The following is a 20,707-nucleotide window of genomic DNA, read 5'->3' on the forward strand; positions in this document are numbered from 1 at the left end:
CAGTACGGCTTACCGAGCGGCTCCTGGCCTCTCATGAAGCGATGACGAGTTCACATCCCGTGTCGCGCATGGCTTTGCGGGCGGCGGTGGACAGGCCGGCGTCGGTGACGATGACATCCAGGTCGGCCCAGTTGGCGAAGGTGCTCAGCCCGACCGTGCCCCACTTGGTGTGGTCGGCGACCACGACCACCTCACGACTCGCGGCAATGAAGGACCGGTTGGTCTCGGCCTCCATCAGGTTCGGCGTACTCAGGCCGTGCTCGGCGTCGACACCGTGGGCGCCGAGGAACAGCAGGTCCAGGTGCAGCGAGGCCAGCGCGGCGGTGGCGATCGGGCCGACCAGCGCGTCGGAGGGGGTCCGGATGCCGCCGATCAGGACGACCGTGCGGTCGGAGCGGCTGTTGCCGTGGAACACGTCCGCGATCCGGGCCGAGTTCGTCACGACGGTCAGGTTCTCCACCCGGAGGAGCTGCCGGGCGAGCGCGTACGTCGTCGTACCGGCGCCGATGCCGATCGCGCTGTCCGGCTGGACCCGGCTGGCAGCCTCGGCCGCGATCGCCTGCTTGGCCGCGGACTCCTGGGTCAGCTTGGCGTCGAACCCGGGCTCGTGCGCGCTCCGCAGCCCGACCGAGGTGGCGCCGCCGTGCACCTTGTGCAGCAGTCCACTGGAGTCGAGCGCGTCCAGATCGCGCCGGATGGTCATGTCGGACACGCCGAACCGATCGACCAGTTCGGCGACCGTGACCGCACCCCGACTGTTGACCTCGGCAACGATCGTGGCCTGTCGCTGCGCGGCCAGCTGCCCACCCCGGCCCTTCGGCACCTCTGCTCCGGCTGCGTTCACGCTGCACAGCCTAGTGGCGAAATCGATCTCTGTCAGGGAAATGCCGTTGCCTCGGCGGTTGCTCCGGGTCACCCTGGAGCATGCGATTTCCCGAGGACGTACCGGTCCTGACCGACGACGTGGTGACCCTGCGTGCGGCGAGACCGGACGATGTCGACCCCGCCCACCGGATGTGCCAGGACCCGGAAATGCAGCGCTGGACCACGATTCCGGTGCCGTACGAGCGCGAGAACGCCGTACATTTCCTCACCGAGATGATGCCGGCCGGCTGGCGGGACGGGGGCACGCGGGGCTGGGTGATCGAGTACGACGGTCGGTTCGCCGGCAGCATCGACCTCCGCGACAGCGAGGGCGGGGCCGGCGAGGTCGGGTTCGCGGTGGCACCGTGGGCCCGCGGCGGTGGCGTGATGACCCGGGCACTGAAGGTGGTCGTCCGGCACGCGTTCGACGACCTGGGCTGGGATCGGGTGATCTGGCGGGCGTTCGTGGGCAACTGGGGTTCCCGGCGGGTGGCGTGGAAGTGCGGGTTCCGCGGCTTCGTCGTAGTACCGGGTGGCGGGGTTGCGCGTGGGGTGCGCCATGACGAGTGGATCGCGACGATCGGGCGGGACGACGAGCTCGAGCCGCAGGGCAACTGGTGGAAGGTGCCGGAGGTCGAGCGCGGCGGGTTCCGGTTGCGGGGGTGGCGTTCGACGGACGCGAAACGGGTCGCAGAGGCGTGCAACGACGAGCGGACTGCGTTCTGGCTGGCCGGGCTGCCGTCGCCGTACGGCGTGACGGACGCCGAGGGCTTCATCGAAAGCCGCAGGGAGAACCTGGCGAGCGGGGAGGGCGTGTCGTGGGCGATCGCGGATGCGGAGTCCGATGAGCTGCTCGGCTGTGTGAGTGTCTTCGACATGAACAACCGGATCGACAAGACCATCGGCGAGGTCGGCTACTGGTTGCACCCCGAGGCGCGTGGTCGCGGAGTGATGTCGACCGCAGTCGGGTTGGCGATCGAGCAGGCGTTCAAGCCTGTGGCGGAAGGTGGTCTGGGCCGGCGGCGGCTGGTCCTGTTCGCTGCCGAGGGCAACACCGCGTCCGCGCATGTTGCCGAGGTCAACGGCTTCACCCGCGTCAGCACCGAACGCGCGGCCGGCCCGCTCCGCGACGGCAGCTACACCAACATCCTCGGCTTCGACCTCCTGGCCACCGACCCCCGCTGACCCAACCGGCAAACCCTCCAGCTGAGTGGCTAACCCCCCAGCCGGAGGGTTGCCCCCTGAGAATCCGAATGGGCAACCCTCCAACTCGGTGGATGCCCACTGAGCTGGAGGGTTGTCGGGTGGGGTGCTTGGAGTGGTGAGGGGTGGCGGGCAACGGGTTCGCGGGGTAGCGGTGACCGGGTGGAATCGGCGGTATACGGCGAGTTGGTGACAGACGACACCACTTCCCCTCGCCGTCTCGGCATCTGGCTGCTTGAATCGACGGGTGAGAGAACGTGAGGAGCTCGTCCGCCGCTGGCAGGCCGGGTGGTCCATTTCGAGGGGCTGGACCACTGTGGAGGACGACAACGACGGCATCCTGACCGTCCGGGCGGGCGATGAGAACCGCGCGATGGAGTACGTCGTACTGGATGCCGATGACAAGCCTGAACGGGTCGAACGTGCCGCCGAGCTGGCCCTGGCCGCCGGCGGTGGCCGCGGCGCCGGCTGGATCACCTTGGCCACGGACGACAAGGAAGCCCGGGTCGAGCAGCTCGAGGACCTCGGCCTCGAGGTGCAGGCGGAGCAGGACTGGCTGATGACGATCCAGTTGTCGGAGCAGCCGGCTCTGAAGCTGCACGAGCGCTATGCCTTGCACACCGAGCTCGAGTCCGACCTGATCATCACCCGCGCCACCCTGCACGGCGGCGTGGTGTCGAGCGGGCGGATGGCCGTCGTCGGCGAGGACGCGGTCGCGGACCGGATCGAGACCGATCCGGCGCACCGGCGGCGCGGTCTCGGCAGCGCGGTGATGGCGTCGCTGGTCGAGACCGCCGCGGCCCAGGGCGCCAAGCGCGGCATCCTGATCGCCTCGATCGACGGCCTCCGGCTGTACCGCAGCCTTGGCTGGAAGGTGGTCAGCGATATCGTCACCGCTCGGTCTCGTTAAAACGCTTGAGTTTGTCAAAGGTTCGTGAAGTACGGCGGGGGCGGGGAGTCGCCCGGCGGTCGGGTGGGCAAGGCTGCACACCATGACTAACCACCGGCGGTCGCGGCGGCACGGGCTGATCGGGCCGATTCTGGCCTCGCTCACGACGCTCATGCTGATCGCCGGCGCCGGGTGGTTCGTGCTGCACGAGACCGCGAGCATGCTTGTCAGCCGCGACGAGCCGCTGCCCTCAGCCACGCCCTCGTCCGTCACGCCGTCTCGTCCGCCGACCGCGTCGTCGACTCCCCGTCGTACGACGGCAACACCGAGCGCGACGCCGACCCGGTCGAAGACGAAGAGCGTGACGCCGACTGCCCGTCGTACGACGGCACCTAGCCGGGACGGCACCCGGGCGCCGAAGTCCACCGCGACGCCGACTCGGTCCAGCACGCCCAAGTCCAGTACGACGACGACCAAAGCGTCGGGCACGATCGAGGCGCAGGTCCTGCAGTTGACCAACAACGAGCGGGCCAAGGCCGGGTGCGGACCGCTGCGGACCAACAGCGCGCTGACGCGGGCCGCCGACGCGCACGCGTCCGACATGGTCGACCACCACTACTTCGCGCACGACAGCCAGGACGGCCGCAGCCCGTTCGACCGGATGAAGGCGGCCGGATTCACCGGCGGCGCCATGGCCGAGAACATCGCCGTGGGTTATCAGACCGCGGCGGCCGTGGTGAACGGCTGGATGAACAGCGAAGGGCATCGCGAGAACATCCTCAACTGCACGTACACGATGATCGGCATCGGCTACGACTCCGGGCAGGTCAAGCCCGAGTGGGGCAACGGCAGCTGGGTCCAGGACTTCGGCGGCTGACCGATTCCGGCCACGTCCGGTGGCTGACCCCGCGGCCGCGGAAAATGCTTACCGGCCCGCGCCGATGGGGAACCTTCGGGGTTCGTTAAGAGGGGTCTCCAACCTGTAACAGTGACCTATCGCATCGGTTAAGGTCGCTGTCCGGTGACCAGGGGGGACCTGGCTGGCTACGGAACGACACAACTGCAACGCGGGGAACCACGCAGCACCCGGTACGACGAATAACGAAGAGGATTCGCCCACCCATGACGGATTCGCCTACCCCCCGGCGGCACCGCGGCAGTAGACGAGCTCCCACCCGGAGCCGTGGCCTGATCGGCCCGATCGTCAGCGCGCTGTCCGTGCTGCTCGCGATCGGTCCCGTCATCTGGCTGATGTCCCGCGACTCCTCCACGGTCGAAGACGCGACCAAGGTGCTGAACGTCTCCGAGGACAGCCGGGTCGACTCCGAGCCGGCCACCAGCTCCACCCCCGGCACCCCGCTGGGCAAGTCCCTGCCGAACGGCCTGGCCACCACCGGCACCGGTACGACGATCCTCGGATCGGCCGCATCGACGTCGAAATCGGAGGCCCCGGCAACGACCGGCACCCCGAGCAGTACGCCGTCCAGCGTCGTCACCACCGCACCGAGCGGCAGCGTGACCACCGTGACCGTGACGACGCCGGATGCGCCGAAGGCCACGAGCCGCCGTACGACGCCTCGGCCGTCGCGCACCTCGCCGACGAAGACCGCCACGACCAAGCCGAAGCCGAGCAACACGGCTCAGCCGCCGACCGATGCCGGAGGCACCAACGCGCAGGAGCGCGAGGTGCTCGAGTACACGAACGCGATCCGGGAGAACCAGGGCTGCGGCCCGCTCCGGCTCGACGACTCACTGGTCGAGGCGTCCGGCAAACACGCGTCCGACATGGTCCGCCGGCACTACCTGGACCACACCAATCCCGACGGGCAGGGCCCCGGCGACCGGATGGCCGCCGCGGGATATCGCGGCTCCGGCTGGGGCGAGAACATCGCCGCCGGCTACACATCCGCGAAAGAGGTCGTCGCGGCCTGGATGAAGAGCGAGGGACACCGCGAGAACATCCTGAACTGCAAGTTCACGTCGATCGGCATCGGCTACGACCCCGGACAGGTCCGGTCCGACATCGGACCGGGTAGCTGGGTCCAAGACTTCGGTCGAAGCTGAGGCGGGACTGTCATCGTGTTGAGCACACCGAGTGTGGCGAAGACTTTGTCTTTCGGCCACAACGTCCGGCCGGTTCACGGCCGGTCACTGCGGGTAGATCCGTCCTTGTCATGTCGCCGGGCTGTCCTGGGGGGCTCCGGTGAGACGGATGAGGCACGTCTTGGGGGCGAGACAGTGAAGGGAACAACGAAATAATGTCCGAGCCCGGCAACGGCCGGTACAAGGCACGTAGGAGAGCGACCCGCTCGTCGCGCAGCGACCGATCCGCGAGTACGGGGTCGACCCCAGCCGAGACCACCCCGCCCAGCCCACCGGAGCCGCCGCGGTACGCGCCGCGCGACGAGTCTCCGTTCTGGGCGACTGCGCAGACCGCTGGTGCGTCCAACCAGTCCCCCTTCTGGGCCAACGCCCAGACCGGCAGCGGCCAGTCACCCCTGCCCGCTCCGTCCGGGCTGGGCGCGACACCGTCCCGACCGAACATCCAGTCCGGTCTCGGTACGACGGGGCAGTCCAGCCGCCAGTCGCCGTCGTGGACAACTCAGTCCACGGCCGCTGCGGAGTCCGAAGCCGACACCCCGTCCACCGGTCGCCGCTTCCTCGGCCGAAGCCAACCCGCAGCGGAAGCGCTCGCCGACGCCGGAGCCGAGGCAACAACCGCCAACCGCGTAGGCGCCCGCCGAGCCCGCACCCGCACACCAGACTCCCCCAGCACCACAGCCGGTCGTGGTGCTGCTGGCGACGCTGCCGCTGGTGCTTCCGCTGGCCGTGGTGCTGCTGACAGTGCTGCCGGTGGTGTTGGTGCCGCTGCCGCTGGTGTTGGCGGCGCTGCAAGCGCGTCCGGCGCCACCGCATCCGCCACCCGCTCCGGCGTCGGCTCCTCCGCCGACACCCCCGCGTACTCCGCTGGCTCCGCTCGTACGACGGAAGGCACGGCGTACTCCAGCGACCTTGGCCGCTCGAGTGCCGACAGGCTCGGCCACCCCGGTGGCGACAAGCTCGGACACCCCAGCGGAGACCAGCTCGGCCGGTCCGACGCTGACGTGGTCGCGCGTTCCGGAGCCGCGGGAACGGCCGCACGTTCCGGCTCGACCGGGCCTGGGCGTTCCAGCTCGGGCGGTGGCGGTTCACGGCCCGGGTCGCGCGCGGCCGGCCGGTCGGGCGACGGCGGCGGTTCGCGCACGCGGACGAAGCGCACCCTGATCGCGATCGCGTCGGTCGTCGTGGTGATCACGCCGATCTCCTGGATCCTGCTGCACGAACCGCAGAACGACACCGCCGACGCGTCCCTCCCGATGGTCACCCGCACCGACGACACCTACGTCACCCCGACCACCAAGCCGGTCGTCAACACCCCCAAGCCGAAGACTCCGACTCCGTCGGCCACTCCAACAACGACGCCGACCACCACCCCGACGGGCACCCCGAGCCCGACCCCCACCGGCACAGGCAGCCCCACGGACTACCCCACCACGGTGCCGACCGAGGGCCGCACGACGTCGACCCCCAGCAAAACCCCGACAGTCGAGCGCCCGACGACCACCGCGGAACCGTCCGAAACGCCGACCCCGACCACACCGCCGCCTCCGAAGGCCGACGGTCAGATGACAGCGGACGAGCTGAAGCTGTTCAACATGATCGACGACGCTCGCGTCAGCAACGGCTGCGCACCGCTTGAGCAGGACCCTGACCTGACCGACACCGCCCGGTCCGACGCCGGCGACCGCGCGGAGTCCGGCAACGTGAACTCGAGCAGCTCCTCAAAGACAACTGCCGGGGGCAACAACTGGTCCGCCCAACAAGCCTTCGATCAGATGATGGCGCAGAGCAAGAGCACTGTCCTCAACTGCGGCCTGAAGACCTTGGGTGTGGGCAAGGACTCCGCCAAGTACTGCAGCGGCGGGGTCGACATATTCGGAGGGTGCCTCCTCGGAACAAAACAGACGCGGGTCGCCTGGGTCGCCTCTTTCACGTAACTTTCGGCGGTGGTTGGTGCGACCATGGGGGAACGACTCATGGTCCACCAACCCTGCGGGAGGCCGGATGTACGGGGAACGCGATGACCTGGAACCGGCCCGGCCCGCGCACTTCGGGATTCCGCCGGATGCGCTGGCCGGCGAGCGTCCCGATCCGCGCCCGGAGGAAGCCAAGCGGATGGGCCTGAGCCGCCACACCGAGGAAGGCGCGGTCCTCTACTTCGCCTCCTCGCTGGACCGCGGCAAGCCCGGCCACCGGATGATCGCCTGGATCCTCCTCGTCACCTTCGCCGCACCTGCCCTCTACACCCTTCTCCTACTTCTCTAGCGAGAACTCCAGCCGATGCCGCTGAGGCGTCGTACCAAGAACGGCGTGGAAGTGGTGCCGCAAAGCCGCGCTGCTGCCGAACCCGCTCGCCGTCGCCACCCGCTCCACCGGATGATCGGTTGTCTCGAGCAACAGCCTGGCCCGGTCCAGCCGCTGCCGGAGCAGCCACGCTTGCCCTGAGCTACCAGTACGCGCGCGAAACTGCCTGGTGAACGTACGACGAGACAGCGCCACCGCGGCGGCCCAATCATCCAGCGACACAGGCTGATCCAGGCGAGCACGCGCCCACACCATCGCCTTCTCGATCACGTCGTCGCCGGACTCGGGCGGCACCGGGACCGGGATGTACTGCGCCTGCGAGCCGCTGCGATGCGGCGCGACGACGATGTCCCGGGCAAGCTGCTCGGCCAGTTCGACGCCGTGGTGAGTCCGGACGAGGTGGAGGCAGCAGTCCAACGAGGCCGCCGTACCCGCAGAAGTGACGACGTCACCGAGGTCGGACCAGAGGACGTCGGCGCGGACCTTGAGGTCGGGATACATGCCCTGCAACTGCTCGGCCCATCGCCAGTGCGTGACCACTTCCCGGCCGTCCACGATCCCGCTGGCCGCGACGAGGAACGCGCCGATGCACAGCCCGACGACGGTCGCTCCGCGCGCATGGGCTTTCCGGATGGCATCGATCAGTACGGCGGACGGCTCGCGATCGGGATGCCAACTCGGCAACACCACCACGTCCGCTGTGTCCATGACGTCGAGCCCGTGCTCGACGGTGATGCCGAAGCCGGCGTTGGTGCGCAGTGACCCCGGCTCCTCGGCGCAGACGAGTACGTCGTACTGGGTCGGAAGGCCGCAGCGGTCGCCGAAGACCAGGCACGGCACGGACAGGTGGAACGGGCTGATCCCGTCGAAGGCGAGAACGGCGACTGAGCGCATGACACCAGTATGGCCCGATCTTCAGGAACTGTGGCTCTCGGGCCAATGGCGGGACGCTCAGCCTGCCTGCAGGATCGTGGCATGAAGATCACGCACATCGGCGGCCCGACCGCACTCATCAGCCTCGGCGGCCTGAACCTGCTGACCGACCCCGCCTTCGACGAGCCCCAGGAATACGTGCTGCCGACGGGCCGGGTGATGACCAAACTGATCGGCCCCGCGGTGCCGGCGTCGGAGCTCGGCCCGATTGACGTCGTACTTCTGTCGCACGACGAGCACAAGGACAACCTCGACGACGCCGGCCGCGCGCTACTGCCGTCCGTCCCGGTCGTCCTGTCGACGCCAGGCGCAGCCGCCCGGATCCCCGGCGTACGCGGCCTGGCGAACTGGGAGTCGATCGACCTACCGCGACCCGACGGCGGCGTACTCACGGTCACCGGCGTGCCCGCGCTCCACGGCCCCGATGGCGCCGAGGCCGTACTCGGCGTCGTGACCGGCTTCGTCCTGACCGGCGAAGGCCTGCCCACCGTCTACGTCTCCGGCGACAACGCCTCCGTCAACCTCGTCAAGCAAATCGCCGACCGCTTCGCTCCCATCGACGTCGCCGTCCTGTTCGCCGGCGCCGCGCGTACACCCCTGATGGACGGCGCCCCGCTCACCCTCACCTCAGAGGCAGCCGTCGAAGCCGCCCACCTCCTCACCCCGGCCACCATCATCCCCGTCCACACCGAGGGTTGGTCCCACTTCTCCGAGGGCCCGGACCACCTCGCCACCACCTTCGAGTCCGCAGGCCTAACTCCCCGCCTCCACCTCCTCAACCACGGCACCCCCACAACCGTCGACTGAACCCACGACCAATAGCGGGTTATGTGACCGCTGGCCGCTAAACAAGGGGCTATCGGTGAAATAACCCGCTATCGACGTCACCCGACGGCGGTGGAGTGCTACCGAGTGGCTGACGCGGGATCAACCCCGTCGGCTAGCCATTCGTGGACTGTGACCTCGTCGCCTAGCTGGAGGTTGCCTTCGGCAAGTACGGCGGCTTTCATGCCGAAGCTGACGCCGCCGCCGTAGTCGGGTTGGCGCCGGTACGACGCCAGCGTGCGGGTCGGCTCCGGACCACGCTTCTCGCCGGTCGCCTGGTCGACGGTGGGGACGGCGCAGCGGATGGCGCGGGCCGCGTAGCCGATCTCCACCGAACCCAGAGAAGCGCGCAGCAACTTGTCCTCGGTGTGTGGTTCGTCCCAGCCGGCGACGACGATGTTGGGCCGGAAGCGGTTCATCGGGATCGCGTCGCCGCCGCGCTCAACGATCCGCGCGTTCAACCCGTCCAGCGACGACAGCGACGTGATCAGCAGCGCATGAGCGTCGCCGAACGCCGTCTGGCCGCCATGCACACCCCAGCCCAGCCGCTCATGCTCCGGCGTCACCCGGACCACCGCCGCCGCCTTCCCGAGCCGCGCCGAGAACCACTCGTCCGCGGCCGGGTCCTGCACCACGCCCTGGCCGAACCACTTCCCGAAGAGGCTCACGTCGCGCCGCTTCCCGTCGTACTGAACGGGAATCTCGAGGTGCTCAGCACCGTCGGCGGACAGCCGCAAAGCAGCCCCGTCATCAAGCACGGAGGCCCGCAGCGTCGCCATCGCGGGCAGGCTGCGCTGGCTCAGGAAGGTCCCGTCGGGCTCGACGAGCATGAAGGTCCGGTCGTGCCGGAGGCCGCTCGGGCCCACCTCGGCCGACTCGACGGACACCCCGGCCAGGCCCTTCACCGGGTAATACGTCAGAGCAGCAACCCTAGCGACAGACATTGCCCAAGCCTACCGTGACTCCTGACACTTGAGTTGTTCGTTCATGTTGGATTATGTTTGATCACGTGAAAGAGTTCGCCGACGCCTTGGATCGGGTACGACGCCACGCCGGCCTGAGCTATCGCGAACTGGCAGCCAGAGCGCACTACTCCCATCCACACCTCATCCGAGCGACCAGCGGCAAACACCTGCCCACCTGGGACGTGACCGCCGCGTTCCTCACCGGCTGCGGCGTACCACCCGAACTGCAAAAAGTCTGGCGCCGCCGATGGGACAACATCAACCGCGGCAACGCCCTCGAGTTGCTCCAGCGCGCCGACAGCCGAGAAGACCTCGGCAAAGCACTCGCAACCCTTGCCGGCCGCAGATCGCTGCGAGACCTGGAACAACTCACCGGCGTCCCGAGAACCTCGATCCAGGCCTGGTTCAGCGGCACCCGCCGAGCACATCGCGACCGTCTCGACACCTTCGTCAGAACACTCAATGCGACCCCCGAAGAGCGCCGAGCTGTCGCGGAAGCACTCGACCGCGTCAGCTCCGGAAGGTCCCGGGTGGCGCCGGCGGCGTGACGAAACCCTCCGCGTCGGTGAGCGGCGCCGCCTTCCCCGCCAGCTCAGTCAGCCGCATCACGTCGTACGGCGGTTGAGCCCGCCGGCCGACCGCGGTCAGATCCGGCACCACCTGGGGTGACGCGACCACGATGACGTTCCCGAAACCCTTGCCACGAAGGACTTTCCGCTCGGCGAGCACCACCCCGTCGCCGACCACGCCGGCAACCGTGGCCGCCGTACGGCGGATGAACGGAAGCCCGGCGGATCCGTCGATCAGGTTCGCCACCAGTACGCCGGTCGGCCGCAACACCCGGGCGCATTCGGTGAAGAACTCGGCCGTGACCAGGTTCGCCGGGACCGCCTCGCGCTCGAACGCGTCCAGGATCACCAGATCCATCGAATCGTCGTACAGCTCACCGATCCCGGCCCGGCCGCTGACCCCGCGCACCTTGATGCCGGCGCGCTTGGGCAGCGGCAGCGCCTCGCGGACGAAGTCAGTCAGATCCTCGTCCGGCTCCAGCACGATCTGGCGGGACCGCGGCCGGGTCGCGGCGACATACCGCGGCAGACTCAGCGCCGCGCCGCCGATGTGGGCGACGGCGACCGGCTGACGCCGCGGCGCGACCGCGTCGACGACGTCGCCGATCCGGCGCATGTACTCGAACGACAGGTGGGTGGGATCCGCGAGATCGACCTGCGACTGAAGCGATCCGTCGACCCGGAGCACGAAGGTCCCGTCGGCCTCTGCCTCGACGGTCGCGACACCAGAGCCGACCTTGCGTTCCACCCACCCATCATTTCAGCTACTTCGCTTCGGCCTCTTCAGCCACCGCGATGTCGGTGTTGTCGGTGAAGAGCCCGTCGATCCCGGCCTTGCGGTACGCGGCGATCTCACCGAACAGGTTGCCCGAGTCGGACGGGACCGCGTCGCTGTCGAAGTCGGCCGGCAGGAAGTTGTTCTCCACCCGGAACGTGTACGGGTGGACGACGAGACCGGCGCGGTGCGCGTCCGCGACCAGGCTGGTCGGCTTGCCGAGCTTGCCGGTGGCGTCGAGCGGGATCACCTGGTCCTTCGACGGCCCCAACCCGGAGGCGTACGTCGCGACGTCACGCAGGCCCGCCGCGCTGACGATGTCGGCGTACGTGCGCTTGTCGCCGGAGACAACGAAGTCGTACGGCGCTCCGGCCGAACTCGTGAGCTGGACGAGCGGCACCCGCAACTGCGTGTGCAGTGCCTTCAGGTTCGACACCTCGAAGGACTGGACGAACACCTTCGCGTCCGGGCGGTTCAGGCCGTTGCGGGTCAGGGTCTTCACCAGTTCCGGCTCGAGCGCCAGGCCCTGCTGCTGGAAGTACGTCGGGTGCTTGGTCTCCGGGTAGATCCCGATCGGCCGGCCGAGTTCGCGGGACAGCCGGCGGCTGAAGTCGATGACCTCCTGGAACGTGGGGATCTGGTAGTGCCCGTCGAACACGGTGTTGTGCTGGCGGACCGCCGGGATCCGCTCCTTGGCCCGCAGCGTCTTCAGCTCCGCCAGGGTGAAGTCCTCGGTGAACCACCCGGTCACGGCGACACCGTCGAGCAGCTTGGTCTTCTTCCGCCCGGTGAACTCCGGGTGGGCGGCGACGTCCGTCGTACCGCCGATCTCCGGCTCGTGCCGGGCGACGAGCACGTGGTCCTTGGTGGTGACCAGGTCCGGCTCGATGTAGTCGGCTCCCATCCGGGCCGCCAGCTCGTACGACGCCAACGTGTGCTCGGGGCGATACCCGGAAGCACCCCGGTGCCCGACGATCACGAAGTCGTCGTGCTTCCCGGCGTACTGCGCTTCGACCGTCGACGGCGTGGTGGCCGGGACAGCCTGCGGGATCAGGACGCCGGCAGCCACGGCAGCAACCGAGGCGACAACTGGGACGAACCGGCGGGGCAGCACCGTTCGCTTCATACGCTTCTCCTTACACGTCGGGACTAGCTTCACCCTTGGTGCGGGCAGCGACATCGTGGCGCACGCGCGGGGTCGCGCCGGTATCCAGGCGGTGAACGCTCCACTTGAATGTGAGGAACTAGTCGGTGCCCCAGCGTTGGTCCCGGCTGGCTGGCTTGCTAGCGTCCGAAGCACACAAGTCAAATGAGTTCGAGGAGCGTGTCGTGAGCACTACACCGGTGAAGGTGGCCGTTACCGGGGCCGCCGGCCAGATCGGCTACAGCCTGCTGTTCCGGATCGCGAGCGGAGCCCTGCTCGGCCCCGACACGCCGGTCGAGCTGCGGCTGCTGGAGATCACCCCGGCGCTGAAGGCGCTCGAGGGCGTCGTGATGGAGCTCGACGACAGCGCCTTCCCGACGCTGGCCGGCGTCGAGATCGGCGACGACCCGAACGTCATCTTCGACGGTGCGAACGTCGCGCTGCTGGTGGGCGCGCGGCCGCGGACCAAGGGGATGGAGCGCGGCGACCTGCTGGAGGCGAACGGCGCGATCTTCACCGTCCAGGGCAAGGCGCTGAACGACCACGCCGCGGACGACATCCGGATCACCGTCACCGGCAACCCGGCCAACACCAACGCGCTGATCGCGAAGAGCAACGCGCCGGACATCCCGGCCGAGCGGTTCTCCGCGCTGACCCGGCTGGACCACAACCGCGCGCTCGCGCAGCTGGCGAAGAAGACCGGCACCCACGTCACCGACCTGAAGAAGGTCACCATCTGGGGCAACCACTCCGCGACCCAGTACCCGGACATCTTCCACGCCGAGGTGGCCGGCAAGAACGCCGCCGAGGTCGTGAACGACCAGGACTGGCTGGAGAACGACTTCATCCCGACCGTGCAGAAGCGCGGCGCGGCGATCATCGAGGCCCGCGGCGCGTCCTCGGCGGCGTCCGCGGCGGCGGCGACCATCGACCACACCCGCGACTGGCTGCGCGGCTCCGCCGACGGCGACTGGCTGTCGATGGCGGTCGTCTCGGACGGCTCGTACGGCGTACCCGAGGGGCTGATCTCCTCCTTCCCGGTCACCACCAAGGACGGCAACTGGGAAATCGTCCAGGGCCTGGAGATCAACGACTTCTCCCGCACCCGCATCGACACCAGCACCGCCGAACTCGGCGAAGAACGCGACGCAGTCCAGGCCCTCGGCCTCCTTGGCTGACCTCAGCCCGAAGGCGCCTAGTACTCCAACCGCCGTCCCCGGGCTAAGCCCAGGGGCGGCGGGTTCGTTTTACCGGTCCGAGGTCGCGTTCACAGGTCCCTGCCCTTCCGGGCAGCTCAGGCGGGCGGGGCGACAGCCGCGTCGGGCTGGTGGGAGCGCGCCAGGGAGTCGGCGATGAAGCCGGTCGATTTGAGGTCTTCGACGAGGGAGTGCAGGTAGTCGACGGTTTCGGCGCTGCGGTCCTTGGTTGTCCCGACCGCCTGCTGGATCTGCATGAAGCGCTCGTCGATCAGCCGGAATTCGGGGTGCTCGGCAACAAACCGGGTGATCGGCTGGCGGATGCCGGCGGCAACCTCGAGTCCCTCATCTTTGAATACATCCACGCCTTCGTCTCCGCGGACGACGGTCGCGTGCTGCAGCGTCCGGGTCAGATAGAGGTCGTACGCCGACCCGCGCTTCACCCCCACCCGTACGCCCGGCTGGTCCACGTCCGCGACAGTCGAGAAAGCCGACTCACGCCGTACGGCGAAAACGCCCTCGATGATCACGTACGGCGCGGTGAAGGCCACCTCATCAGCCCGGGCCGGGTCGATCGCGAGGAAGCAGATGTCCGCCTGGCCACTCGTCATCGCCTCGAACGACTTCCGCGCGGCGTCGAAGCAGACGAACTCCACCGGCAGCTCGAGCCGCCGGCCGATCTCGCGAGCGATGTCGACAGCCACGCCGGCCGGCTCCTCCGGCGTGCCCTGCGCGAGCACCGGATTGCCGAGGTTGATGGATGCCCGCAGTACGCCGCTCGGCGCCAAGTCCTCACGAATCACACGGGCGACCCTACTTCAGCAGGGATTCGGCGTACTTGCGGAAGTCCACGACCAGCCGGCTCCGGTCGCCCGCACGAGTCGCCAGTACGACGTGACTCGGCTCCACGCCCTCCAGCGCGATCGCACACAGGTCAGGCCGAAGGCGCTCCCGCACGGCCCCCGGCGCGATGGCGACACACTCGCCGGCGGCGATCAGTTCCAGCTTGTCCTCGATGTCCTTCACCGCGGGCCCGTCGGGCGCAGGTCGTCCGTCGGGGCGGGGATCGATTCGCCAGAAGGTATTCCACGCCGCATCCGGCAGCCGCGGCAGCGGTTCGTCGACGATGTCGTCGAGGGTAACGATTTCCTTGCCGGCCAGGCGGTGATCGAGCGACACCACGAGCACCCGCGGTTCGTCGTACAGGATGGACACCTGGAGCTGATCTGTTGCGAACGGCAACCGAGCGACGACCGCATCGACCCGATGCTCGAGCAACGCCGAGCGTGGCTCGTTCCACGCGATGTGGATGGTCTGTACGTCGGCCTCCGGGTGGCGGCGTCGCAGTTCGCGCGTGGCCGGCGTGACGATCAGGCTGGTCGTGTACCCGATGGTGATGCGACTCGGCTCGGCGGCAGCCCGGGTGGTTGCCGCGGCCTCTGCGGCCGATCGCAGCAGCGCCTGAGCTTGCGGCAGGAACACCGCACCGGCCTCGGAGAGCCGGCTGCCTTGCGGGGTGCGATCGAGGAGCCGCGCGCCCAACTGCTGCTCCAGGCTGCGGATCTGACGGCTCAGCGACGGCTGCGTGACATGCAAAGCCTCGGCGGCGCGGCCGAAGTGCTGATGCTCGGCGACCATGGTGAAGTACCGCACCAGTCGCAGGTCGAGGTCAGGCATACAGACCAGCATATGACCTGCGGTGATGCCTGAAACGTATTGCCCGATACGAAACAAGCTTTGGAATCTGCCCGCTGCCCGGCCGGACGATGGAGACCCCCAACCCAGGAGTGAATGCATGCGCGTTTTCGTCACCGGCGCGACCGGCTTCGTCGGCTCGGCCGTCGTCCGCGAACTCATCGGCGCCGGCCACCTCGTCACCGGTCTGGCCCGCTCGGACCAGGGCGCTACGTCGCTCACAGCCGTCGGCGCCGACGTCCACCGCGGTGACCTCCACGACCTCGACAGCCTCCGTACGGCGGCCGCCGCGGCCGACGGCGTGATCCACACCGCCTTCATCCACGACTTCGCCAACTTCCCGGCCTCGGTCGAGACGGATCGGCACGCCATCGAGACCCTCGGCGACGCCCTCGCCGGTTCTGATCGCCCGCTCATCGTCACATCCGCCACCGGCCTGGTCTCCGGCGCCGGTGTCGCCACCGAGAACAGCCGGCCCAATTCGGACTTCCACGTCGTATCCCGCTACGCCAACGAAGGACTGGCCCTCTCGTACGTCGATCGCGGCGTACGGGTGTCGGTACTGCGTCTCCCACCGTCGACCCACGGCGAAGGCGACCACGCCTTCGTCCCCGGTCTCATCGACATCGCCCGCACTACCGGCGTCTCGGCGTACCCGGGAGATGGCTCGAATCGTTGGGCCGCCGTCCATCGCCTCGACGCCGCGCAGCTCTACCGGCTCGCGCTGGAAGCACCGGCGGGTTCGAAGCTGCACGCGGTCGCCGAGGAAGGTATCTCACTCCGCGACCTCGCCGAAGTCATCGGCCGTCACCTCAAGGTCCCGATCATGTCAGCAGATGCTGACCACTTCGGCTGGCTCGGCGGCTTCGCGACCGCCGACATGCCCGCGACCAGCACGATCACCGCGGAGCTCCTCGACTGGCATCCCACCCAGCCCGGCCTGATCGCGGACCTCGAGAAAGGCCACTACTTCGGAACCAGTAGGAAACTTTCCTGACGATCTTTCGGCAGAGTCATTGCTTAAATCGTCGGAAGAGCTCTAGAGTCGGCGCCACTTGTTTCCTGAACCGCCCGATGGGGAGTCAGATGAAGCGTCGGAGTGTGGGGTTGCTGGTGGCGGCCGCGACGGTAATGGCGGGGTTGACCGCCGTACCGGCCGAAGCGCACAGCAGCAAGCGCGTGGTGGGGTACTACACCAACTGGAGTGGGTACGACCGGAATTTCCTGGTCAACGATCTGGCCAAGAACGGGACGGCTGCACGGCTGACCCAGCTGAACTACGCGTTCGGGTTCGTCGACGAGCACGGCAACTGCCTGAGCAGCGATCCGTGGGCCGACTACCAACGGCCGTTCACCGCCGAGCAAAGTGTCAGCGGCAAGGCCGACGCTCCGGGTCAGGCACTGAACGGCAACCTCAATCAGCTCAAGCAGCTGAAGCAGAAGTTCCCTGGCCTGCGGATCAGCATCTCGCTCGGCGGGTGGACCGGTTCGAAGTACTTCTCCGACGCGGCGCTCACGGCGGCGTCGCGGGCCGCGCACGTGAAGTCGTGCCTGGACCTGTGGCTGAAAGGCAACCTTCCCGGCCTGCCCGCGGGTGCCGCGAAGGGCGTCTTCGACGGGGTCGACCTGGACTGGGAATGGCCTGGTAGCGGAGGCAATCCAGGCAACGTGATCCGACCGGAGGACAAGCAGAACTTCACCGCGCTGGTGCACGAGTACCGCAAGCAGCTCGACAAGCTGTCGTGGCCCGGTCGCTACAACCTGACCGCGTTCCTGCCGGCTGATCCCGAGCAGATCGACAACGGGTTCGAGGTCAAGAAGCTGTTCAAAGACCTGACCTTCGGTACGACGCAGGGCTACGACTACCACGGGTCGTGGGACCCGATCACCAACCAGCAGTCCGCGATCGACGGTCCGGCCGGCGATCCGACCACACCCGAGTTCAGCTCGCAGGTGACGATCGACGCCTACCTGTCCCGGGGTGCGCCGCGGAGCCAGCTGGTGATGGGCGTGCCGTTCTACTCGCGCGGCTGGACCGGCGTGACGAACCAGAACAACGGCCTGTTCCAGCCGGCCACCGGTCCCGCGCCGGCGACGTACGAAGCCGGCTACGAGGACTACCGGCTGCTCAAGGCGAAACTGTCCGGCTTCACCGTCTACCGGGACAACACCGCGGGGTTCGCCTGGTTGTTCGACGGTACGACGTTCTGGACCTGGGACGACCCGGTCGAGATGAAGCGCAAGGCGCAGTACATCTCGCAGCGGGAGCTGGGCGGCGCGATGATCTGGTCACTCGACGGTGACACCGAAAATGGTGAGCTGATCGCGGCGTTGCACCGTAACCTTCACTGAGTGGACCTGAATGCTCTGCTGGACCGGTTCGGCGCGGACAGTGCCGAACCGGTCCATGTCGGCTGCTCCGAGGCGACCGTCGTACGGCTGGAGCGGGGCCGGGAACGGCTGTATTACAAGGCTGGTGCGGTGATCGACCGGGAGGCTGATCGGCTCTCGTGGCTGAGCGGGACGGGGTTCCCGTGTCCACAGGTGGTTGATCGAGGCAACAACTGGATGCTGACCACGGAGCTGCCCGGCCGGGACGCGTCCCAACCGTGGCCCGCCGCCGATCGGCCCGCCGTACTGACTGCGATCGCCGATGGTCTGAAAGCCCTGCACCAGCTGACAGAGTGTCCGTTCACCTCGCCATTCCCCGGCAAGCCGCAAGCTGTGACGCATGGCGACTACGCGGCTCCCAACGTCTTCATCGACCCGGAGACCCTGCGCTTCACCGGCATGCTCGACGTCAGCCGGCTCGGCATCGGCGACCGCTACACCGACCTCGCCCTGATGTACAAGAGCCTGTCCGGCACCCTCAATCCCCAGTACGGCGGCCCGCCCGCGGCCCGTCGGTTCGTCGAGGCGTACGGCGGCAACCCCGACGACCCACGCATCCCGTACTACATCGACCTGGACGACTCCGACGACTTCTGAGCCCGGAAGGCGCGGCGGTAGGCGCTCGGCGTCGTCCGTAGGGCCGCATGGAAGCGGCGGCGAAGATTGGTCGCCGACGACAACCCGACGCGGACAGCAATCGTTTCCACTGGCAGGTCGGTCTCCTCCAGCAGAGCACGGCATTTCGCGATGCGTTGCGCGAGCAACCATTGGCCGGGCGCTTGGCCGAGCTGTTCAGCGAACCGGCGGGCCAGGGTCCGCGGCGAGACATTGATCCGTGCGGCCAGGTCGTCGAGCGTGATCGGCTCGGCGAGATGCCGCGTCGCCCAGTCGAGCAACGTTCCGAGTGACTCGGTCGGCTGAGCTTCCTCGATCTTGTACTGGACCTGACCACCCTCGCGATGCGGCGGCATCACCATCCCCCGGGCGACCTGAGCGGCGTACGCGGCGCCGTGATCGTTGCGAACCAGTTGCAGACAGAGATCGATCCCTGTCCCCGACCCGGCGCTCGTGGCGATGTCGCCGTGGTCGATGTAGAGGACGTCCGGATCGACCAGGACGGCGGGATACCGGCGCTGGAGCTCGTCGGCATACCGCCAATGTGTCGTCGCGCGGCGGCCGTCCAGCAAGCCGGTCGCGGCCAGCGCGGCCGCACCCGAGCAGATACTCACCAGCCTCGCCCCACGCCGATGCGCCCGTACCAACGCCCGTACGACGGCAGGCGACGGCTCGGACCCGATCGGCAACCAGCCCGGTACGACGATCGTGTCGGCGCGATCGAGCGCCCGCAGCCCGGACCGCACCAGCATCGTGAAGCCCTCGGTGGTCCGGATCGCGCCCGGCCGCTCGGTGCACACGCTGAACCGGTACCGATCGGCGCGGAACACCGCCGCCGCACAGCCCAGCTCGAAGCTCGCCTGCGGCCCGGTCACCAGTGCGACGACGCGATGCGGCTGCATGGCATAAAAGTACCCGACCACGACTATCCAGACACTGTGGGAAAGCCTGTGGACAACCCATGATCGAAGGCATGCAGAACTACGAATTCAGCTCGGCGGCCGACGTGCCGGTCCGTGAACTCTTCCCCGGCATCCGCCTTCGCTCGCTCTGGAAAGGATCGGCCGGCGCAACGGCGCACGTCCTCGAAATGGACCCCGGCTCGTGCTGGGAAGGCATCGATGTCCACGAACCGGGACCGGAGGAGGTGTACGTCGTCGACGGCGTCTTCAACGATGGGATCCGCGACTACCCGGCCGGTTCGTTCATCCACGCCCCGGCCGGGTCGTCACACGTACCGCAGTCGGAACAGGGCTGCACCCTGTTCCTCTTCTACCCCGAGGGCTGATCAGGCTTGCGGATCTGAACCACGTCGAAGTCGGTGCCCTTCGGCGCACCCGGTCCGAACGGTGGCGGGAAGCCGAGGTCGAAGCGAGCGTTGACCAGCGCAAGCCGGTCGCCGCTCTTTGCGACGGCTGTTGGGACTCGGAACAACTTGCTGGTGACCGTCGCAGTGATCCGGCCGCGGGTCAGGTCCGGGCTGAGCTTGATCTTGACCAGGCGATTGGCGAAGTTCTCCACCACCCACAGGATTCTGCCGTCGAGCAGGATGCCGTCCGGCGTACCGGGTGTGAGCGCCCCACCGGTCACCGTGATGGTCCGGCTGGAGCCGGTGCGCGGATTGACCAAGTACAGCTCGGCCCGCGACGAGTGACCGAGGATCAGCACTTTGCCGTTGCTTGGAGCGGCGATGCCGTTCAGGTTGGGGAAGGCCCCCATGACCGCCGCGGGTCCAGTGAGCGGGATCGTCTTCGGCGCACCGATCCGGCCGTGCTTGCCGATCGGGATCTTGTAGATCACCGGGTTGAACGTGTCGGTGAAGTACGCCGCGTGGTTGGTCACCATGACATCGTTGATCAAGGAGTTGCCGCTGGAGTTGAGCACCAGATCCTTGATCGTCTTGCCGTTGCGGGTGCTGTAGACGTAGGCGTGACCAGTCGGGCCGCCGGCGACCCAGAGCCGTTTGGCGGACGGTTCGACCTTCATCCCGGTAGCCGAGCGCCCCGGCGGTGCGTCGACGAAGATCGCACCCTTGCCGGTGCGCAGGCTGCCGCGGAAGATGTCACCGGTGGTGAGCGATCCGGCGTAGAACGTGTTCCGCGGCCCGCTGGCGATCCCTTCGGGCGCGAAGTCGACCGGCAACGGAATCGATGCCGGGAAGGGTATGCCTGCGGCGACTGTCAGTGCCACCGCGGACACGATGAGCGCAAGTTTCCTGAAGTACGACATGATGCCCCCT

General features: G+C 68.2%; 22 protein-coding genes. 13 read left to right on the plus strand and 9 right to left on the minus strand.

Features of this window, described 5'->3' with window-relative positions:
- Positions 1–31: 31 nt before the first annotated feature.
- Entirely contained in the window at positions 32–844 is an 813-nt protein-coding gene (locus tag EV646_RS28670) for a DeoR/GlpR family DNA-binding transcription regulator (protein WP_132154026.1), read from the minus strand.
- Positions 845–924: 80 nt separating this feature from the next.
- On the opposite strand from EV646_RS28670, the gene EV646_RS28675 reads away from it, so the two are divergent.
- From EV646_RS28675 to EV646_RS28705, 6 genes are all read left to right on the plus strand, one after another.
- Positions 925–2,049, plus strand: coding sequence for a GNAT family N-acetyltransferase (locus tag EV646_RS28675; protein WP_132154028.1), 1,125 nt, complete (start codon positions 925–927; stop codon positions 2,047–2,049).
- A gap of 265 nt (positions 2,050–2,314) precedes the next feature.
- A complete protein-coding gene (locus tag EV646_RS28680) occupies positions 2,315–2,977 on the plus strand; it encodes a GNAT family N-acetyltransferase (RefSeq protein ID WP_241996391.1) in 663 nt (220 codons plus the stop codon).
- 82 nt (positions 2,978–3,059) lie between these two features.
- On the plus strand, positions 3,060–3,833 hold the full coding sequence (locus tag EV646_RS28685; RefSeq protein ID WP_132154030.1) for a CAP domain-containing protein: 774 nt from the start codon (positions 3,060–3,062) through the stop codon (positions 3,831–3,833).
- A gap of 245 nt (positions 3,834–4,078) precedes the next feature.
- Positions 4,079–5,020, plus strand: coding sequence for a CAP domain-containing protein (locus EV646_RS28690; protein ID WP_132154032.1), 942 nt, complete (start codon positions 4,079–4,081; stop codon positions 5,018–5,020).
- 194 nt (positions 5,021–5,214) lie between these two features.
- Complete coding sequence (locus EV646_RS40300) at positions 5,215–6,993, plus strand: CAP domain-containing protein (RefSeq protein ID WP_158291036.1); 1,779 nt, start codon at positions 5,215–5,217, stop codon at positions 6,991–6,993.
- Between the two features lie 67 nt (positions 6,994–7,060).
- Positions 7,061–7,321 (plus strand): hypothetical protein, encoded by a 261-nt coding sequence (locus EV646_RS28705; protein WP_132154036.1) that lies wholly within the window; start codon positions 7,061–7,063, stop codon positions 7,319–7,321.
- Here EV646_RS28705 and EV646_RS28710 read toward each other — a convergent pair.
- Entirely contained in the window at positions 7,310–8,254 is a 945-nt protein-coding gene (locus EV646_RS28710) for a GlxA family transcriptional regulator (protein ID WP_132154038.1), read from the minus strand. The two genes, EV646_RS28705 and EV646_RS28710, sit on opposite strands and share 12 nt — an antisense overlap.
- Positions 8,255–8,335: 81 nt before the next feature.
- Between EV646_RS28710 and EV646_RS28715 the strand changes: the two genes are divergently transcribed.
- On the plus strand, positions 8,336–9,100 hold the full coding sequence (locus tag EV646_RS28715) for an MBL fold metallo-hydrolase (protein WP_132154040.1): 765 nt from the start codon (positions 8,336–8,338) through the stop codon (positions 9,098–9,100).
- Positions 9,101–9,198: 98 nt separating this feature from the next.
- Here EV646_RS28715 and EV646_RS28720 read toward each other — a convergent pair whose 3' ends face one another.
- Entirely contained in the window at positions 9,199–10,062 is an 864-nt protein-coding gene (locus EV646_RS28720; RefSeq protein ID WP_132154042.1) for an MOSC domain-containing protein, read from the minus strand.
- Between the two features lie 65 nt (positions 10,063–10,127).
- Between EV646_RS28720 and EV646_RS28725 the strand changes: the two genes are divergently transcribed.
- On the plus strand, positions 10,128–10,631 hold the full coding sequence (locus EV646_RS28725; RefSeq protein ID WP_158291037.1) for a helix-turn-helix transcriptional regulator: 504 nt from the start codon (positions 10,128–10,130) through the stop codon (positions 10,629–10,631).
- On the opposite strand, the gene EV646_RS28730 is transcribed toward EV646_RS28725, so the two are convergent.
- Together EV646_RS28730 and EV646_RS28735 are read right to left on the minus strand one after the other, a co-directional pair.
- On the minus strand, positions 10,594–11,400 hold the full coding sequence (locus tag EV646_RS28730; RefSeq protein WP_132154046.1) for a spermidine synthase: 807 nt from the start codon (positions 11,398–11,400) through the stop codon (positions 10,594–10,596). The genes EV646_RS28725 and EV646_RS28730 overlap by 38 nt on opposite strands.
- A 16-nt stretch (positions 11,401–11,416) precedes the next feature.
- Positions 11,417–12,553, minus strand: a complete 1,137-nt coding sequence (locus tag EV646_RS28735) for a glycerophosphodiester phosphodiesterase (protein WP_132154048.1) — start codon at positions 12,551–12,553, stop codon at positions 11,417–11,419.
- A gap of 203 nt (positions 12,554–12,756) precedes the next feature.
- Between EV646_RS28735 and EV646_RS28740 the strand changes: the two genes are divergently transcribed.
- Complete coding sequence (locus EV646_RS28740) at positions 12,757–13,749, plus strand: malate dehydrogenase (RefSeq protein WP_132154050.1); 993 nt, start codon at positions 12,757–12,759, stop codon at positions 13,747–13,749.
- A 116-nt stretch (positions 13,750–13,865) separates the two neighbouring features.
- On the opposite strand, the gene EV646_RS28745 is transcribed toward EV646_RS28740, so the two are convergent.
- Both EV646_RS28745 and EV646_RS28750 read right to left on the minus strand, forming a co-directional pair.
- Positions 13,866–14,570, minus strand: coding sequence for a transporter substrate-binding domain-containing protein (locus EV646_RS28745; RefSeq protein ID WP_132154052.1), 705 nt, complete (start codon positions 14,568–14,570; stop codon positions 13,866–13,868).
- Between the two features lie 10 nt (positions 14,571–14,580).
- Positions 14,581–15,444 (minus strand): LysR family transcriptional regulator, encoded by an 864-nt coding sequence (locus tag EV646_RS28750; RefSeq protein ID WP_132154054.1) that lies wholly within the window; start codon positions 15,442–15,444, stop codon positions 14,581–14,583.
- 118 nt (positions 15,445–15,562) lie between these two features.
- Here EV646_RS28750 and EV646_RS28755 point away from each other — a divergent pair, with 118 nt between their 5' ends.
- The 3 genes from EV646_RS28755 (at position 15,563) to EV646_RS28765 (ending at position 18,450) form a co-directional block, all read left to right on the plus strand.
- Entirely contained in the window at positions 15,563–16,459 is an 897-nt protein-coding gene (locus EV646_RS28755) for an SDR family oxidoreductase (protein ID WP_132154056.1), read from the plus strand.
- Positions 16,460–16,548: 89 nt separating this feature from the next.
- Positions 16,549–17,814 carry a glycoside hydrolase family 18 protein gene (locus tag EV646_RS28760; protein WP_132154058.1) on the plus strand — a complete coding sequence of 422 codons (1,266 nt, stop codon included), beginning with the start codon at positions 16,549–16,551 and terminating at the stop codon, positions 17,812–17,814.
- Positions 17,815–18,450, plus strand: a complete 636-nt coding sequence (locus EV646_RS28765) for a phosphotransferase (RefSeq protein WP_132154060.1) — start codon at positions 17,815–17,817, stop codon at positions 18,448–18,450. It abuts the gene before it with no gap.
- Here the strand turns inward: EV646_RS28765 and EV646_RS28770 are convergent.
- Positions 18,417–19,370, minus strand: a complete 954-nt coding sequence (locus EV646_RS28770) for a helix-turn-helix domain-containing protein (protein WP_132154062.1) — start codon at positions 19,368–19,370, stop codon at positions 18,417–18,419. The two genes, EV646_RS28765 and EV646_RS28770, sit on opposite strands and share 34 nt — an antisense overlap.
- 71 nt (positions 19,371–19,441) lie before the next feature.
- Here EV646_RS28770 and EV646_RS28775 point away from each other — a divergent pair, with 71 nt between their 5' ends.
- A complete protein-coding gene (locus tag EV646_RS28775) occupies positions 19,442–19,756 on the plus strand; it encodes a cupin domain-containing protein (protein WP_132154064.1) in 315 nt (104 codons plus the stop codon).
- Here the strand turns inward: EV646_RS28775 and EV646_RS28780 are convergent.
- Positions 19,741–20,697 carry an NHL repeat-containing protein gene (locus EV646_RS28780; RefSeq protein ID WP_132154066.1) on the minus strand — a complete coding sequence of 319 codons (957 nt, stop codon included), beginning with the start codon at positions 20,695–20,697 and terminating at the stop codon, positions 19,741–19,743. The two genes, EV646_RS28775 and EV646_RS28780, sit on opposite strands and share 16 nt — an antisense overlap.
- Between the last annotated feature and the right edge of the window lie 10 nt (positions 20,698–20,707).

It is taken from the genome of Kribbella antiqua (genome assembly GCF_004345665.1).
GTDB classification, from domain to species: Bacteria; Actinomycetota; Actinomycetes; order Propionibacteriales; family Kribbellaceae; genus Kribbella; species Kribbella antiqua.